General features: G+C 73.3%; 14 protein-coding genes. 8 read left to right on the top strand and 6 right to left on the bottom strand.

Annotated features, from left to right (window positions below):
- Positions 1-24: 24 nt before the first annotated feature.
- The 3 genes from ABZ801_RS12905 to ABZ801_RS12895 all read right to left on the bottom strand — a co-directional run bounded on the left by ABZ801_RS12905 (position 25) and on the right by ABZ801_RS12895 (position 4,333).
- Positions 25-2,247, bottom strand: a complete 2,223-nt coding sequence (locus tag ABZ801_RS12905) for an ATP-binding cassette domain-containing protein (RefSeq protein WP_360696780.1) — start codon at positions 2,245-2,247, stop codon at positions 25-27.
- Positions 2,248-2,448: 201 nt separating this feature from the next.
- Positions 2,449-3,252: an SAM-dependent methyltransferase gene (locus ABZ801_RS12900; RefSeq protein ID WP_360696777.1), complete on the bottom strand. Its 804-nt coding sequence runs from the start codon at positions 3,250-3,252 to the stop codon at positions 2,449-2,451.
- Between the two features lie 154 nt (positions 3,253-3,406).
- The gene (locus ABZ801_RS12895) at positions 3,407-4,333 is read right to left on the bottom strand and encodes a LysR family transcriptional regulator (RefSeq protein WP_360696774.1); all 927 of its coding nucleotides are present in this window, start codon (positions 4,331-4,333) and stop codon (positions 3,407-3,409) included.
- Positions 4,334-4,417: 84 nt separating this feature from the next.
- On the opposite strand from ABZ801_RS12895, the gene ABZ801_RS12890 reads away from it, so the two are divergent.
- The 6 genes from ABZ801_RS12890 (at position 4,418) to ABZ801_RS12865 (ending at position 9,317) form a co-directional block, all read left to right on the top strand.
- The gene (locus ABZ801_RS12890) at positions 4,418-5,014 is read left to right on the top strand and encodes an ATP-dependent Clp protease proteolytic subunit (protein ID WP_360696771.1); all 597 of its coding nucleotides are present in this window, start codon (positions 4,418-4,420) and stop codon (positions 5,012-5,014) included.
- 149 nt (positions 5,015-5,163) lie between these two features.
- Positions 5,164-6,018: a methyltransferase domain-containing protein gene (locus ABZ801_RS12885; protein ID WP_360696768.1), complete on the top strand. Its 855-nt coding sequence runs from the start codon at positions 5,164-5,166 to the stop codon at positions 6,016-6,018.
- Positions 6,019-6,067: 49 nt separating this feature from the next.
- Complete coding sequence (locus tag ABZ801_RS12880; RefSeq protein WP_360696765.1) at positions 6,068-6,742, top strand: helix-turn-helix domain-containing protein; 675 nt, start codon at positions 6,068-6,070, stop codon at positions 6,740-6,742.
- A gap of 41 nt (positions 6,743-6,783) precedes the next feature.
- Entirely contained in the window at positions 6,784-7,257 is a 474-nt protein-coding gene (locus ABZ801_RS12875) for a MarR family winged helix-turn-helix transcriptional regulator (RefSeq protein WP_360696762.1), read from the top strand.
- A 102-nt stretch (positions 7,258-7,359) separates the two neighbouring features.
- Positions 7,360-8,841: an MFS transporter gene (locus ABZ801_RS12870; protein WP_360696759.1), complete on the top strand. Its 1,482-nt coding sequence runs from the start codon at positions 7,360-7,362 to the stop codon at positions 8,839-8,841.
- 5 nt (positions 8,842-8,846) lie between these two features.
- The gene (locus ABZ801_RS12865) at positions 8,847-9,317 is read left to right on the top strand and encodes a TIGR03618 family F420-dependent PPOX class oxidoreductase (RefSeq protein ID WP_360696756.1); all 471 of its coding nucleotides are present in this window, start codon (positions 8,847-8,849) and stop codon (positions 9,315-9,317) included.
- Positions 9,318-9,324: 7 nt separating this feature from the next.
- On the opposite strand, the gene ABZ801_RS12860 is transcribed toward ABZ801_RS12865, so the two are convergent.
- Both ABZ801_RS12860 and ABZ801_RS12855 read right to left on the bottom strand, forming a co-directional pair.
- A complete protein-coding gene (locus tag ABZ801_RS12860; protein ID WP_360696753.1) occupies positions 9,325-10,233 on the bottom strand; it encodes a M56 family metallopeptidase in 909 nt (302 codons plus the stop codon).
- Positions 10,230-10,703, bottom strand: a complete 474-nt coding sequence (locus tag ABZ801_RS12855; protein WP_344957088.1) for a BlaI/MecI/CopY family transcriptional regulator — start codon at positions 10,701-10,703, stop codon at positions 10,230-10,232. The genes ABZ801_RS12860 and ABZ801_RS12855 overlap by 4 nt, the downstream gene beginning before the upstream one ends.
- Before the next feature lie 92 nt (positions 10,704-10,795).
- Here ABZ801_RS12855 and ABZ801_RS12850 point away from each other — a divergent pair, with 92 nt between their 5' ends.
- Together ABZ801_RS12850 and ABZ801_RS12845 are read left to right on the top strand one after the other, a co-directional pair.
- Positions 10,796-12,274 (top strand): cytochrome ubiquinol oxidase subunit I, encoded by a 1,479-nt coding sequence (locus tag ABZ801_RS12850; protein ID WP_360696749.1) that lies wholly within the window; start codon positions 10,796-10,798, stop codon positions 12,272-12,274.
- Positions 12,271-13,179, top strand: coding sequence for a cytochrome d ubiquinol oxidase subunit II (locus ABZ801_RS12845; protein WP_360696746.1), 909 nt, complete (start codon positions 12,271-12,273; stop codon positions 13,177-13,179). Before ABZ801_RS12850 ends, ABZ801_RS12845 begins: the two co-directional genes overlap by 4 nt.
- Here the strand turns inward: ABZ801_RS12845 and ABZ801_RS12840 are convergent.
- Positions 13,152-15,563, bottom strand: a complete 2,412-nt coding sequence (locus ABZ801_RS12840) for an MMPL family transporter (RefSeq protein ID WP_360696743.1) — start codon at positions 15,561-15,563, stop codon at positions 13,152-13,154. The two genes, ABZ801_RS12845 and ABZ801_RS12840, sit on opposite strands and share 28 nt — an antisense overlap.
- Positions 15,564-15,590 lie beyond the last annotated feature (27 nt).

The raw sequence follows: 15,590 nt of genomic DNA, 5'->3' as shown, positions 1-15,590 counted from the left end.
ACGGCCGAACTCATGATCGCCAGCCTAACCCGGGTCGGCGGCCGGGCGGACGCCGCCGTCGGCCGCCGCGCGGACCTCGACGCGGCCGCCCTGCCGGTAGGCGGAGGCCTGCAGTTCGTACAGCTCGGCGTACAGGCCGCCGAGGGACATCAGGTGCCGGTGGTCGCCGTGCTCGATGACGCGACCCTCGTCCAGGACGTAGATGCGGTCGGCGAGCCGGACGCTGGCGAGCCGGTGGGTGATCAGCAGGACGGTGCGGCCGTGCGCGGCGGCGTGGTGGCGGATCTGCTGGAACAGGCGGTGTTCGGCGCGGGCGTCCAGCGCGGCGGTGGGCTCGTCGCAGATCAGCAACGGCGCGTCCCGGTAGAACCCGCGGGCGGCGGCCAGCCGCTGCCACTGGCCGCCCGACAGCTCGCGCCCGTCGGCGAACCGCTTGTCCAGCAGCGTGGCGAGCCCGTGCGGCAGGGTGGCGATCACCTCGTCGGCGCCGGACGCGGCCGCCGCCTCCTCCACCGCCCGCCGCACCGGGCCGGCGTCCAGGTCGTCGCCCATGGCGATGTTGTCGGCGGCGGTCATCGGCCAGTGCGTGTGGTCCTGGGCGATCACGGCGATGGCGCGGCGCAGATCGTCGGGGTCGAGGTCGGACACGCGCAGATCGTCCCAGCGCACCTCGCCCTGCTGCGGCTCGTACAGGCCCGCCAGGATCTTGGCGAGCGTCGTCTTGCCCGACCCGTTCTCCCCGACCAGCGCGACGATCTCGCCCCGCCGCAGCCGCACCGACACCTCGCGCAGGGACGGCACGTCGGCGCCGGGGTAGGCGAACGTGACCGCCTCGGCACTGATCTCCCGGAACCGCCGCAACGCCGCCACCACGCCGGACGCGCCCGCCACGTCGGACGCCGCCGCCCCGTTGGACGTGTCCGGCGCGTTCGGCGCGTCGGCCGTGGTGGAGGCCCGCGCCGGGGTCGCGGTGTCCAGCGTGCCGGACGTCGCCGCCCCGTTGGAGGTGCTCGCCGGGGCCGGGACGTTCGTCTCGCCTGCAGCGTCGGCCGGGGAGGCCGGGGCGGGGCGGGAGGCGGCCTTGCCGGGCGCGCTCGCCGTGTCGGAGGTGGTGAAGTTCGGGGGCAGCCGGGTCTCGGCGGTCTGGCAGAAGCTGACGTAGTCGCTGAAGTACAGGCCGTCCTCGTAACAGCGGTTCAGGGCGTAGACGAGGTTGATCAGGGAGTTCTGGCCGGCGCGGATCGCCAGGACGGCTGTTCCGGCGACCGCGAGGGGCATGATGCCCTTCCACAGCAGCAGGCCGAGTGCCGTGTACATCAGCGCCGTCGCCAGGCCCTTGAGCACGTCGCCCCACACCCGGGTCATGGTCTGGCGGCGCGCGAGGGCCAGCATGACGCCGCGGATGTGGTCGGCGAGGGTGCCGTACTGGCGCAGGAGGAAACCGCGAAGGGTGAACGAGCGGACCTCGGCGGCGTGGATCCGCTCGGTCATCAGCTCCGCCATGATCCAGCTGCGGCGGCGGGCCTCCACCAGGCTGAGCTGGGTCAGATAGCCCAGGCGGGCCGCGCGCACCGCCGCCCAGCCCTCGGGCAGCGCGGTCAGCAGCAGCAGCGGCAGCAGCACCGGGTGCAGCACGCCGAGCGCGCCGGCCGCCGCCGCGACCCCGACCGCGGCGGTGAACAGGTCCACGGCGTTGTCCACCATCGAGGGGGCCGAATCGACGCCGCGCAGCCGCGCGCGGTGCAGGTGGTCCTGGAAGTCGGCGTCGTCGAAGGCCGCCAGTTCGATGCCCGTGGTGACCTCGTACAGGCGCAGTTCGACGATCTGCTCGACCTGGGGCCGCAGGCGGGCCTGCGCCCACTGCGCCGCCACCGCGAACGCCCCCCGCACCGTGACGGCCACTCCCACCAGCACGAGCGCGGGCGCGGCCGAGCGGACCCGGTCCGGAGTGGGACCGGCGGCGAACAGGGCGGTCAGGACGCCCGTGGTCGCCAGCAGCCCGAAGGCCGTGAACAGTCCGGCGACGACGTTGAGCACCACCGTGGCGATCAGGTCGCGCCGGTTGGCCCGCCACGCCAGGACCATCACCTGGCCGATCAGCGCGGGCAGCCGCCGCGCCATGGTGAGCATGCCGGTCCGCGACAGTTCGGCGGCCCTGGCGTACCACTCCGGCTCGGTCAGCTTCGGCCCCAGGGCCTCCAGCAGCACCTCGGGGCGGCGCGGCCGCCTTCGCCAGCGCAGCCTCATCGGGACGCCTCGTCCCGGAGAACGCGCGTGGTGCCCGATCCGGCAGCGACGTTGACCATCGGCGTGGCCTCCCGCAGTCAGCGACCCGGGGACCACCTTCGGTGTTCGGGCGCGGCGCGGGAAGACCGTTGGCGGACTGTGGCCGCCGCCCGGACGGCACAGTAATGTTACGGGCGGTAAGGCCGACGGCACCGGCCGCGCCTATGCGCGGCGGCCGACCCCTCCGTACACCCAGATGGCGTCCAGGTACGGCGGCGGGTCGCCGTCCGGGCGCCACAGCGGGAGTCGCACCATTCCAGGGTCGACCATTTCCAGGCCGTCGAAGAAACGCTCGATTTCGGCGCCGCTGCGGGTGACGAACGGGGCGGTGGCGCTGTCGTAGGGCCGGACGGCCTCCGCGGACCGTTCGGGGTCGAAGTCCTGCGTGCCGTGACTGATCACCAGATGGCTTCCGGGCGCCATGGCCCGTTTGAAACGTTCGACGATTCCCGCGGGTTCTTCGGAGTCGCGGACGAAATGCAGGATGGCGACGAGCAGAACGGCTATGGGCTGGTCGAAGTCGATGACCGCGCGGACGTCGGGATGCCCCAGGATCGCGTCGGGATCGCGCACGTCCCCCTCGACCACGACGGTGGGTCCGTCGTGGCGGTCGGCCAGCAGGGCGCGGGCGTGCACCAGCACCATCGGGTCGTTGTCGATGTGAACGATGCGCGCGTCCGGCGCGACCTCGTGCGCCACCTCGTTGGTGTTGCCCTGCGTGGGCAGTCCCGTGCCGATATCGAGGAACTGCCGGATGCCGGCGGCGGCGAGAAAACGCACCGTCCGGCCGAGGAAGGCCCGGTTCTCCAGCGCCATCAGGCGGGCCTCGGGCAGGACGCGCAGAACCTCGTCGGCGGCCTTGCGGTCGGCCTCGAAGTTGTCCTTGCCCCCGAGGTAGTAGTCGTACATGCGCGCCGGATGGGGCATGCTCCGATCCACCCGCCGATACCAGTCGCGTTCGATCATTGCCGTTCCCCTGGTCGCCCCCGGTGTTGGACGGATCATTCTGCACGACCCGGGAACGCGAATGCCCTGTTTCAGTCCACCGTTTTCGTCAATGGCGGTGACGGCACTGGTGGAGCACCCGTGGATGTCCGAATGCGGACATCCGGAGAAAGGGTCAGGCGCGGTAGGCGTCCGGCATCCAGTGGCCGGGGTCGTCCGGCGGCGGGGTCGGCGCGGGCAGCAGGCGCAGCATGCGGCGCAGCGCGGGGCTGGTGTTGCCGCGATGCCACACGACCGACCAGGGGGCGAGCGGCACCGGGTCGACCAGCCGGATGCGGTGCAGGCCGAAGTCGGGCGGGATCTCGATGACGGCCTCGCCGAGCGCCACGTCACGTTTCTCGCGGCGCACCAGTTCCCCGTAGTGGCGGTGGCCGATCGCCGGTTCGTAGAAGCGGATCGGCACGCCGAAGTGGTGGGCGAGGCCGGTCAGGTAGCCGCGCGCCTCGCTCGCGCCGCCCGGGTCGGGCATGGCGACGCCCGGCAGCTCGGACGGGCGCATCGCGTCCCGGGACGCCAGCGGATGGTCCAGCGGGACGAAGGCGTGCATCGGCTCCAGGTGCACCAGCCGGTGCGCCAGCTCCGGCGGCAGCGGTTCGGGAAGGTCCATGACCTGGCCGAACGCGGCGTCGATCTCGCGAGTGCGCAGGGCGGGCAGCGCCAGCGCCAGGCCCTGGCGCATGCTGGGCTGGACGCGCAGCGACGGGTCGCGCTCCAGCAGCTCGCGCAGCAGCCGCATGGGCGTGAAACGCTCGTCGAAGACGTCGACGCGCAGCCGCTGGGCGGTCTCGCGCACCGAGGCGACGGCCGCGTCGAACGCGGCGAGCGCGTCCTTGGCCAGCGGCAGGAAGCTGTGCCCGGCCGGGGTCAGCTCGACGCGGCGCGTGGTGCGTTCGAACAGCGACGCCGACAGCGCCTCCTCCAGCCTGCGGATGCGCTTGGACAGCGCCTGCTGCGTGAGGAACAGCCGGGCGGCGGCGCGGCCGAAGTGCATCTCCTCCGCGGCGGCGACGAAGGCGCGCACGAGCTGGAGATCCACGTCCACGCGTCCAGATTAACCACCGCCGGTCGTCAATCGCCCGCCGGAAGTTGTTGGACGCCGGCGGCGCCGCGCGGCTTTGCTGGGGCCATGACCACGACCATGGCGACGAAGGACGAGCTGCCGTCAGGCTTCGACCCGGTGTTCCAGCGGCTGCTGCGCGAGCGCGTCATCTTCCTCGGGCAGCAGGTGGACGACGCCATCGCCAACCGGATCTGCGCCGAGATGCTGCTGCTGTCCGCCGAGGACCGGCGCCGCGACATCTTCCTCTACATCAACTCCCCCGGCGGCTCGATCACCGCCGGGATGGCGATCTACGACATCATGCAGTACGTGCCCAACGACGTGGCGACGGTGTCGCTGGGCTTCACCGCGTCCATGGGCCAGTTCCTGCTGTCGGCCGGGACGCCCGGCAAGCGCTACGCCCTGCCGCACGCGCGGATCCTGATGCACCAGCCGTCCGGCGGCGTCGCGGGCACCGCGTCCGACGTGCGGATCCAGGCGGAGAACATGCGCTACACCAAGCGGATCGTGCAGGAGCTGATCGCCCAGCACACCGGCCAGCCGGTCGAGCGGATCGAGGCCGACTCCGACCGCGACCGGTTCTTCACCGCCGAGGAGGCCAAGGAGTACGGCTTCGTCGACGAGGTCGTGCGCACCGCCCCACGGGTGACCGCCGCCGCCTGAGCCAGCCGCCTCCCCGAAGGCCCGCCGTGACGCCCCGTCGCGGCGGGCCTTCGTCGTGCGCTCGGCATGCCCTCGCCGTTGACGGGAGGCGTCCGCATGACCCACTATGAACGCATGTTCATGAACACGTGTTCATATGGAGGGCCGGGATGAGCGCCACCGCACCGAAGATCGTCAACTCCCACCAGGCCGAGGCGTGGAACGGCTACGAGGGCGAGCACTGGGCCGCCCACCGCGACCGCTACGACGCGGTCAACAGCGGCTTCAACGACGCGCTGCTGGACGCGGCCGCGATCGGCGAGCGCGACCGCGTGCTGGACGTCGGCTGCGGCAACGGGCAGGTGACGCGGCTGGCCGCGCGGCGGGCCCGGCTGGGGCAGGTCACCGGCGTGGACCTGTCCGGGCCGATGCTGCGCACGGCGCGCCTGGCCGCCCTGGACGAGCAGGTCGGCAACGTGACGTTCGAACGCGGCGACGCCCAGGTGCACCCCTTCCCCGACGGCGCGTTCGACGTGGCGATCAGCCGGTTCGGCGTGATGTTCTTCGCCGACCCCGTCGCGGCGTTCGCCAACATCCGGCGCGCGCTGCGCCCCGGGGGGCGGGTGGCGTTCCTGTGCATGCAGCCGGTGCGGGGCAGCGGCCTCGGGGAGCTGTTCGCGGCCCTGGCCGAGCACGTGCCGCAACTGCGTCCCGCCGGCGCGGCCGACACGGGGCCCACCTCGCTGGCCGACCCCGAACGGGTGCGCGCCGTGCTCGGCGACGGCGCCGGGTTCCGCGACGTGACGTGCGCGCACGTGGAGGCGGTGCAGGTCTGGGGACGGGACGCGGCCGACGCGGCGCGGTTCCTCGGCGGCTGGGGCCCGGTGCGGCACCACCTCGGCGGCGTCGACGAGGCGACGGCGGCACGGGCGCTGGAGGCGCTGGAGATCGCGATGCGGCGGTTCGAGGAGCCGGACGCCGTCCGGCTGCCGGCGACCGCCTGGCTGGTCACCGCGTTCCGATGACCGGACGGATCGTGCCGCCGGGCGGGCCGCCCGATTACGATCAGGGGTGATGTCGCCGAGGAGAGCCGCCGCGTTGCGGGGCGGGGAGCAGAGCCTGCGCGAGCACCTGGTCGCGACCGCCGAACGGCTCATCCGTGAGCGCGGGACGGCCGGGCTGACCGTGCGGCTCATCGCCCGCGAGGCCGGGGTCGCCGACGGAGTGCTCTACAACCACTTCGCCGACAAGGAAGAGCTGCTGGCGTGCGCGCTGCGGGCCCGTGTGCGCGCGGTGGAGAGCGAGCTCGGCGACCTCCCCGGGGCGGGCACCGCGACGGTGGAGGAGAACCTGCGCGCCTACGTCGTGTACGGCATGAGGCTGCACGCGGGCATCCTGCCCGCCTTCGCCGGGCTCGTCGGGCAGCCCGCCGTCCTGGCCCGGTTCGCCGCCCCCGGCGGCGGAGGCGGGCGGCCAGGCGGGGACTGGCGCGACCGGCTGCTGGCCTACCTGCGGGACGAACGGGAGCTGGGCAGGCTCGCGCCGGACGCGCGGATCGAGGCGGCGACCAGGATGATCGTGGGCGTGTGCCACGAGGCGGTGACGTCGACGTTCGTCCACGGGTACGCCCGGCCGGCGTCGCCGCCCGCGGACGTGCCCGGGGACGACGAGGTCGGCGACCTGGTCGCGGCCGTGCTCGACGGCATCGCCCCCCGCCGGGACCCCGGCCGACGACCCGGCCGACGATAGGTAATCTGACGGATTATCTGCTGACGAACTATTCTGGCGGCATGACCGTCACGCAAGCGATCCCGGACCTGTCCTACCTGTTCAACCACACCAGCCATGTGCTGAAGACGCAGATGACGGCCGCCCTCGCCGAGATCGGGCTGACCCCGCGCATGCACTGCGTGCTCGTCCACGCCCTGGAGGAGGAGCGCACCCAGATCCAGCTCGCCGAGCTCGGCGACATGGACAAGACCACCATGGTCGTCACGATGGACGCGCTGGAGAAGGCCGGATACGCCGAGCGCCGTCCGTCCAGCCACGACCGGCGCGCCCGGATCGTCAAGGTCACCGAGCGCGGCGCCGAGATCGTGGAGCGTAGCAGGCAGATCGTCGACCGGGTGCACGGCGCGGTCCTGGAGGCGCTGCCCGAGGACGAGCGGGAGGTGTTCCTGCGCGCCATGGAACGCCTGGCGGGCGGCCACCTGGCCGAACCGGTGGAGGCGCAGTGCCGCCGCCCGCGCGAGCGCGCCAGATAGGACACAAGATAGGTCAATAGAGGATCGTCTACTAAAAAACTATCTGCTACTGTCTCTCCTGTTGAGCTCGTCCCGCGCTGAGCGCTGACAGGAGATGACCCCATGTCCGAGACCGCCTCTCCGGCGACCGGGACCGCGTCCGCGCGGCCCGCGGCCGGCCCGGGCGAGACCGCGGCGCCCGCGTCCCGGCGCCGCTGGTATGCGCTGGCCGTGCTGTGCGCCGCGTCGCTGATGATCATCCTGGACGGCAGCATCGTCACCGTGGCGCTGCCCGCCATCCAGTCCGACCTGGGGTTCAGCCCGTCCGGCCTGACCTGGACGGTGAACGCCTACATGATCACGTTCGGCGGGCTGCTGCTGCTCGCCGGGCGCCTCGGCGACCTGGCGGGCCGCCGCCGGGTGCTGCTGACCGGGCTGGCGGTGTTCACCGCCGCCTCGGTGCTGTGCGGGCTGGCCACCACGCCCGCGATGCTGGTCGCCGCCCGGTTCGCCCAGGGCGCCGGAGGCGCGCTGGCCTCCGCGGTCTCCCTCGGGATCATCGTGACGCTGTTCACCGACCCGGGCGAGCGGGGCCGGGCCATCGGCGCGTTCGCGTTCACCGGCGCGACCGGCGCCGCGCTCGGGCAGGTGCTCGGCGGCCTGCTCACCGACGGGTTCGGCTGGAACTGGGTGTTCTTCATCAACGTGCCGATCGGGCTGGCCACGATGATCGGGGCGGTGCGGCTGCTGGCCGACGACCCCGGGCTCGGGCTGCGGCGCGGCGCCGACGTGCTCGGCGGCGTGCTCGTCACCGCCGGGGCCATGCTGACCGTCTACACGATCGTCCAGGCCGAGCGGCACGGCTGGGCGTCGGCGCGCACCCTGGCACTGGCCGCCGGTTCGCTGGCGCTGCTGGCCGGGTTCGTCGCCCGCCAGGCCACCGCCGCCGCTCCCCTGCTGCCGCTCCGGACGCTGCGCGTCCGCAACGTCTGGGGCGCCAACCTGGTGCAGATGCTGCTGGTCGCGGCGATGTTCGGGTTCCAGATCCTCATCGCGCTCTACATGCAGCAGGTGCGCGGCTACAACGCCACCGAGACCGGCCTGGCCCTGCTGCCCGGCGCGATCGCCATCGGCGGGATCTCCCTGGTGGTGTCGGCGCGGATGATCAACCGGTTCGGCGAACGGACCGTCCTGCTGACCGGGCTCGCCTCGGTGGTCGCCGGGTACGCGGTGCTGACCCGCCTGTCGGCGGACGGCCCCTACGTCACCCACCTGCTGCCGGTGATGGTGCTGATCGGCGGGTTCGGCCTCGCCCTGCCCGCGCTGACCGGCCTCGGCATGTCCGGCGCGCGCGACGACGACGCCGGGGCGGCGTCCGGGCTGTTCAACACCACCCAGCAGATGGGCGCCGCGCTCGGCGTGGCGGCCCTGTCGACGTTCGCCGCCACCCGCGCCGCGCACCTGCGCGACGACGGCCTGCGGGAGGCGCTGGCGCTGACCGGGGGCTACCGGCTGGCGTTCGGCGTCGGCGCCGGGCTGCTGGTCACCGCGATCGTGCTGGCGCTGCTCGTGCTGCGCCGCGTCCCCACCGAGAAGAAGGCCTGAACGAAATGACCGACGAATACCCGCCCGGCACCGGCCCCGGGCCGAAGAAGCTGACCGACGAGGAACTGTCACGCCTGCTGGGTGAGCACCGGTTCGGTGCGCTGGCGACCAACAAGCGCAACGGGCATCCGGCGCTGTCGACCGTCCTGTATCACTGGGACCCGGAGGAACGCGTCCTGCGCTTCTCCACCACGGCCGACCGGCTGAAGGTGCGCCAGGTGCGCAACGACCCCCGCGTGGCGCTTTACGTGACGTCCGCCGACCACATGACGTACGTGGTCGCCGAGGGCGAGGCGGAGGCGTCCCCGGTGAGCGAGCAGCCCGGCGACGAGACCGGCCGCGAGCTGCTCGCCATCAACCCGGTCGAGATGAGCGCCGCCGACCAGGCCGCCTTCCTTGAGCACATGGTCAAGGAGCGGCGGCTGGTGATCAGGATCCGGGTGGCGCGGCTGTACGGACTGACCCTCGCCGGTTAGCCGGGGATCAGTGCGGCAGGGCGTACAGCAGCAGCGGCACGAGCGCGATCAGCGGGACGGCGACCGTCGCGGCGACCCGGGTGGGACGGCCCACCGGCACCGGCTGCAGCAGCCGGTTGACCCGGGCCATCACCGGGATGTCGTCGGCGGTCGCGACGCCGAGGGCGCCGGACGGGGCGGCCGCCGGGCGGGCGGCGGCGAACCGCAGCAGCGCGGTGGCCAGCTCCCGGGGCGCGCGGTGCTGCCGGGCGCGGTCGTCGGCGGCCATCTCGATGAGCAGCTCGACCGCGTCCAGGCACCGTCCGACCAGCCCGATCTGCGGGAAGACCTGGCGCAGCGAGGCGAAGGGCAGCAGCACCAGGTCGTGCCGCTCGCGGGCGTGGGCGCGCTCGTGCGCCAGCACCGCGGCCAGCTCGGCCGGGTCGAGCAGCTCCAGCGTCCCGGCGCTGACCACGACCTTGGACGAGCGCACGCCCGGCACGCAGTAGGCGGCGGCGGTGGGGTGGTCGAGCACGAGGGTGCCGGGGACTGCGGCGTCGCGGCGGGAGATCAGCGCCAGCAGCGCCCGGTGACGTCGCCGGGCCCGCACCACCCGGACCACCGCGTACGCCAGCATCACCAGCAGCACGGCGGCCAGGGTGACGGCCGACAGCAGCGCGGCGACGTGCCAGGCGTCGAGGCGGGCGGCGTGGTCGGCCAGCAGCAGCGGCAGGCCGCCGGCGATGCCGTGGTCGTAGGGCATCAGCGCGAAGCCCAGCAGGGCGCCGATCGTGGCGACGCCCCAGCCCAGCCCGAGGGCCTGCCAGAGGGCGATCGCGGTGCGGGGGGAACGCCACGTCCACCGGGCCCGCGACAGCAGGTGCGCCCCGCCAACGGTCCCGATGGAGATCAGTGCGAGCAGGGCGGCGCCGGTCATGCCGGTGGCTCCTTGCCGGTGGTGAGGTTCCGGTCGGACAGGTTCGCGTTGGGCAGCTCCCCGTCCGGCAGCTTAGCGCCGGGCAGGCCGGCGGCGGAGCCGTTCCCGGTCAGCTCGGCGAGGGCCTGGCGGATCACGTCGGCCTCGGTCTGCGACACCGAGTGCACGAAGCGCACCAGGGCCGCGTCACGGTCGCCGGTCTCGTTGAGGGCGCCCAGCATCAGCTCGGTGACGTACTCCTCGCGGCTGGCGACCGGGCGGTAGCGCCAGGCGCGGCCGTCCCGCTCGCGCTGGAGGAAACCCTTCTTGGCCAGGCGGTCCAGGACCGTCATGACGGTGGTGTGCGCGAGGTCCCGATCGCTCGCCAGGGCTCTGCTGACGTCGCGGGCGGTCGCGGCCGCCAGGCCGGCGCCGTCCCGCTCCCAGAGGACCTCCATGACCGTGCGTTCAAGCTCTCCCAGACCCTTCACGACCGCCAGGGTATCCGACTGAGAGGGACGTCACCACGGCCGGTAGTACCACTTCCTGTAGTACTACGGCTTGTAGTACTACAGTCGGTTGCATGAGTTCCCTCGCGCTGCTCGCGGAGAACGCGACGAGCACCGGGGCGGCCACCCCGGCGGACTTCATGGCCGCGCGCCAGCAGATGGCGTTCACCCTCGGCTTCCACATCATCCTGGCCAGCATCGGCATCGGACTGCCCGCGATCACCCTGCTCGCCGAGTGGCGGTCGCTGCGCACCGGCGACGTCGTCTACGCCGAGCTCGCCCGGCGCTGGATGAAGGCGGCGGGCGTGCTGTTCGCGGTCGGCGCCGTGTCCGGCACCGTGCTGTCGTTCGAGATGGGCACGCTGTGGCCGGGGTTCATGGACACCTACGGGCAGGTGTTCGGCGCCGCGTTCGCCCTGGAGGGCATCGCCTTCTTCATCGAGGCCATCTTCATGGGCGTCTACCTCTACGGATGGGACCGGCTGTCGCCCCGCGCGCACTTCCTCACCGGTATCCCCGTGGTGATCGGGGGCCTGCTGTCGGCCTCGTTCGTGGTGACGGTGAACGCGTGGATGAACCAGCCGCGCGGGTTCAGGCTGGAGAACGGCAGGGTCACGGACGTCGACCCGCTGGCGGCGATGTTCAACCCGGCCACCCCGACGCAGGCGGTGCACCTGCTGCTGGCGTCGCTGATGGTGTGCGGGTTCATCGTCGCGTCGGTGTACGCGGTGGCGCTGCTGCGCGACGCCCGCGCGGGCCGCGTCGACCGCTACCACCGGCTCGGCTTCGCCATCCCCTTCTCCTTGGGCGCGGTGTGCGCCCCGCTGCAGGTGCTGGTGGGCGACTGGGCGGTGCGGTTCGTCGCCGACAACCAGCCGGTCAAGTTCGCCGCCATGGAGGGCGTCGAGCACACCGAGGCGGGGGTCCCGTTCCGGTTCGCCGTGCTGGAGATCCCCAACGCGCTGTCGCTGATGCTGAAGTTCGACGCGAACGCCACCCTGCGCGGGCTGGACTCCTTCCCCGAGGACGTGCGGCCGCCCGCCGAGGTCGTCAAGACCTCCTTCGAGCTCATGATCGCGATCGGGACGGCGCTGCTGGCGCTGGCCGCCTGGTGGGGCCTGGCCTGGTGGCTGCGCCGCCGGTCGGGCGGCGCGCGGGCCGAGCTGCCGTGGCGGCCGTGGTTCCTGCGGCTGGCCGCCGCGTCCGGGGTCGCCGCGTCGGTCGCCATGCTCGCCGGATGGACCACCACCGAGGTGGGACGCCAGCCGTGGATCGTGTACGGGGTGATGCGCACCGAGGAGGCGGTCAACCCCAACCCCGGCCTGCGCTACGGCCTCTACATCGTGCTGGTGGTGTACGCCGTGCTGGCCGCCGCGACGATCAGCGTGCTGCGGCGGATGCGGCGCCGTCCCGTCCCCGCGGCGGCGGACGGCCCGTCCGCGCCCCCCGAGGACGAGACCGGCGCGACCACGACCCCCGACGAGCCGGCCGCCGACCGGGAGGCGGCCGGGAAGGAGACCGTGGGCTCGGGCGAGACGAGGAGCGGACGATGAGCTACGCGGACGTCGCGATCGGCCTGATCCTGGTGGGGCTGTCGGCGTACCTGCTGTTCGGCGGGGCGGACTTCGGCGCCGGGCTGTGGCACCTGGTGTCGCGGCGGCGTTCCGACCAGCGGGTCATCGAGCACGCCATGGGGCCGCTGTGGGAGGCCAACCACGTCTGGCTGATCTTCGTGATGGTGATGACCTGGACGGCGTTCCCGCCGGTGTTCGCCGACGTCATGGCGGCGCACTGGGTGCCGCTGTCGCTGGCGGCCCTCGGCATCGTGGCGCGCGGCAGCACGTTCGTGTTCGCCAAGGCCGTGCCGGACCAGGGCTGGTACCGGTGGATCTTCGGGGTGTCGTCGGTGCTGACGCCCTACTGCCTGGGCGCGGTGGCCGCCGCGCTCACCGTCGGCGCGTCCGGCTGGCTCACCCCGGCCGGGGTGTACGGGGGGCTGCTGACCACCGTGCTGTGCGCGTACCTGGCGGCCGTCTACCTGATCTGGGACGCGCGGCGGCTCGGCGACCAGGGCGCCTCCCTGCGGTTCCGCGGCTTCGCGCTGGTGTCCGGCGCGGCGGTCGGGGTGCTGGCGCTGCCGGGCGCCGCCGCGTTCGGGGTGCACGACCCGCTGATCCTGGTGTCGGCGGCGGCCGGGCTGGTCTCGCTGGTGCTGCTGGTGCGGCGGTCCTACCTGGCGGTCCGGGCGACCGGCGCCCTCGCCGTCGTCACCGTGCTGTGGGGCGCCGCCGCCATGGCGGACCTGGACCTGGACGCGGCCGCCGCGCACGACGCCGTGCTCCAGGTCGTGCTGGTGTCCCTCGGCGTGGGGGCGGTGATTCTCGTCCCGTCGATGGCGTGGCTGTTCGTCCTGTTCCAGCGCGGGACGCCTCAGAGCGAGGAGCCCCGCACCTCCTGACCCGCGGCGCGCCGGGCGGTCACGGTCGGCAACCTCTCGTCCGGCGCGCCGCCTCCCTTCCGTCCGCCGCGGCCGGGCCACCACCAGTTGGCGTGGCCGAGCAGGCTCATCAGGGCGGGCACCAGCACCAACCGCACGAGCGTGGCGTCCACGGCCACCGCCACCGCCATGCCCAGCGCCATCATCTTGACCGTCGGGTCGGGCTGCGGGACGAACCCGGCGAACACGAAGATCATGATCAGCGCGGCGGAGGTGATCAGCCGGGCGGTGGCGCCGATGCCGCGGGCCACGCTGTCGTGCGGGTCGCCGGTGCGCTGGTACTCCTCGCGGACGCGGGCCAGCAGGAACACCTCGTAGTCCATGGACAGCCCGAAGACCAGGGCGAACATGAACAGCGGGACGAACGACATCACCGGGATCGGCTGGTCCAGGCCGAGCAGCCCGATCCCCCAGCCCCACTGGAACACCGCCGTCACCAGCCCGAACGACGCACCGATCGACAGCAGGTTCATCAGCGCCGCCTTCACCGGGACGACGACCGCTCGGAAGGCCACCACCAGCAGGAGCAGCGCGACCCCGACGACCGCGACCACCACCACGGGCATGCGCGCCCCGACCGTGTCGGCGAGGTCGATGATCGCCGGATTCTCGCCGCCCAGGTGCACGACAGCCCCCGGGGTCGCGGCCGCGACGGCGGGCAGTTCCACGGCGCGCAGCCGGTGCACCAGGTCGGTGGTGGCCGCCTCGTGCGGCGCGGTCGCCGGGACGACCCGCACGATCACGGTCGTCCCGGACACGACGGGTTCCGCCGCGAACGCCACGCCCGGCACCTCGGCGACCCGCTGCCGCAGCCGCTGGCCGAGCAGCACCGCGTCCCGGTCGGGCTTCTTGGTGGGGTCGGGCGCGCCCTTCACCTGCTGCGTGCCCTCCGTCGGCGACGGCGACGGCTGGCCCGGGTACGGGGAGGGCGTCGCCGGCGGCGGCCCCGTCAGCCCGCCGAGCCCGGCCAGGCCCCTCACCACCGGCGCGGACGTCTCCGACGCCTTCGGGGAAGGCGTCGCCTTGGGCCGGGGGACGCGTTCGGCGCGTCCCGGAACCTTGGCGACGATCACGAAGGGGCTGTAGTGGCCGGGACCGAACTCGCGGGCGACCATGTCGTAGGCCTGCCGCGCGTCCGTCCCCGGGGCCGCGGTGCTGTCGGACATCACGCCGAAGCGCAGGCTCAGCGTCGGGATCGACAGCGCGAGCAGCACCAGCATGGCGGCGATCGCGTACGGCCAGGCGTGCCGGTCGACGTGGCGGCCCCAGCGCGTCCACCGGTCGGCGCTGCGGTCGGGACGCACGCGCGGCAGCCGCCACCGGTCGATCCGCGTGCCGAGGGCGCCGAGGACGGCGGGCAGCAGGGTGAGCGCGGCCAGCACCATCACGCCGACCGCCAGGGCCGAGGCCAGCCCGATGCGCCCGACGAACGCGATGCCCGCCAGGAACAGCCCGCAGATCGCGAACACGACGGTGCCCCCGGCGAACACCACCGCGTGCCCCGAGTGCGCCATGGCCCTGCCGACGGCGGTCTCCACGTCGTCCCCGGCCGCCAGCTGCTGCCGGTACCGGGTGACGATGAACAGCGCGTAGTCGATGCCCGCGCCGATGCCCAGCATCGCGGCCACCAGCGGCGCGGTCGGGTGCACCTCGAACAGCGACGCGGCGAAGTGGATCAGCGAGTAGGCGACCGCCATCCCGCACAGCGACACCACGATCGGGACGCCCGCGGCCAGGAACGACCCGAACGCCAAAAGCAGCACCACCAGCGCCATGACGATCCCGGCGGCCTCCTGCGGGCCGCCCCGGGGCTGGTTGAGCAGCATCGCGGCGATGCCGCCGAACGCCACGTCCACGCCCGCCATGCGCGCGGGCTCCACGGCGCGGTCCAGGTCCTCCAGGTCGGAGACGGCCAGGTCGCCCATGGTGCCCGTGAAGTTGACGCGCACGGCCACGGCGTCGTCACCGCGCAGGCCGCCCATGCCCTCGACGTAGGGGTTCTCGACGTAGGCGACGCGGTCGAGGCGTCCGATGCGGTCGACGGCCTGGCCGATCGCCAGCGCGACCCGCCAGTCGGCCGGGCTGCCATGGTCGGTGCCGTGGAACACGACGGTGGCGGTGGGGCCGGTCATGGCCGGGAAGTCCGCGCGCAGGGCGTCGATGGCGCGCTGCGTCTCGGTGCCCGGCAGGGTGCCCTGCTGGACGAACATCCCGCCGTGGGCGAGGCCGAGCACGGCGGTGCCCAGCATCACCGCGATCCACAGCCCGACGACCGCGCGCCGGCGCCGGACGCACCAGCGGCCGAGCCGATCCAGCCCACCCGCCATGCCCGACATGCCCGTCATGACCACGCAGGAAAACACGTCCGCTGC

This window comes from Actinomadura sp. NPDC047616 (genome assembly GCF_040642915.1).
Lineage (GTDB): Bacteria > Actinomycetota > Actinomycetes > Streptosporangiales > Streptosporangiaceae > Spirillospora > Spirillospora miaoliensis.
This window is presented reverse-complemented; position numbering and strand designations above follow the sequence as displayed.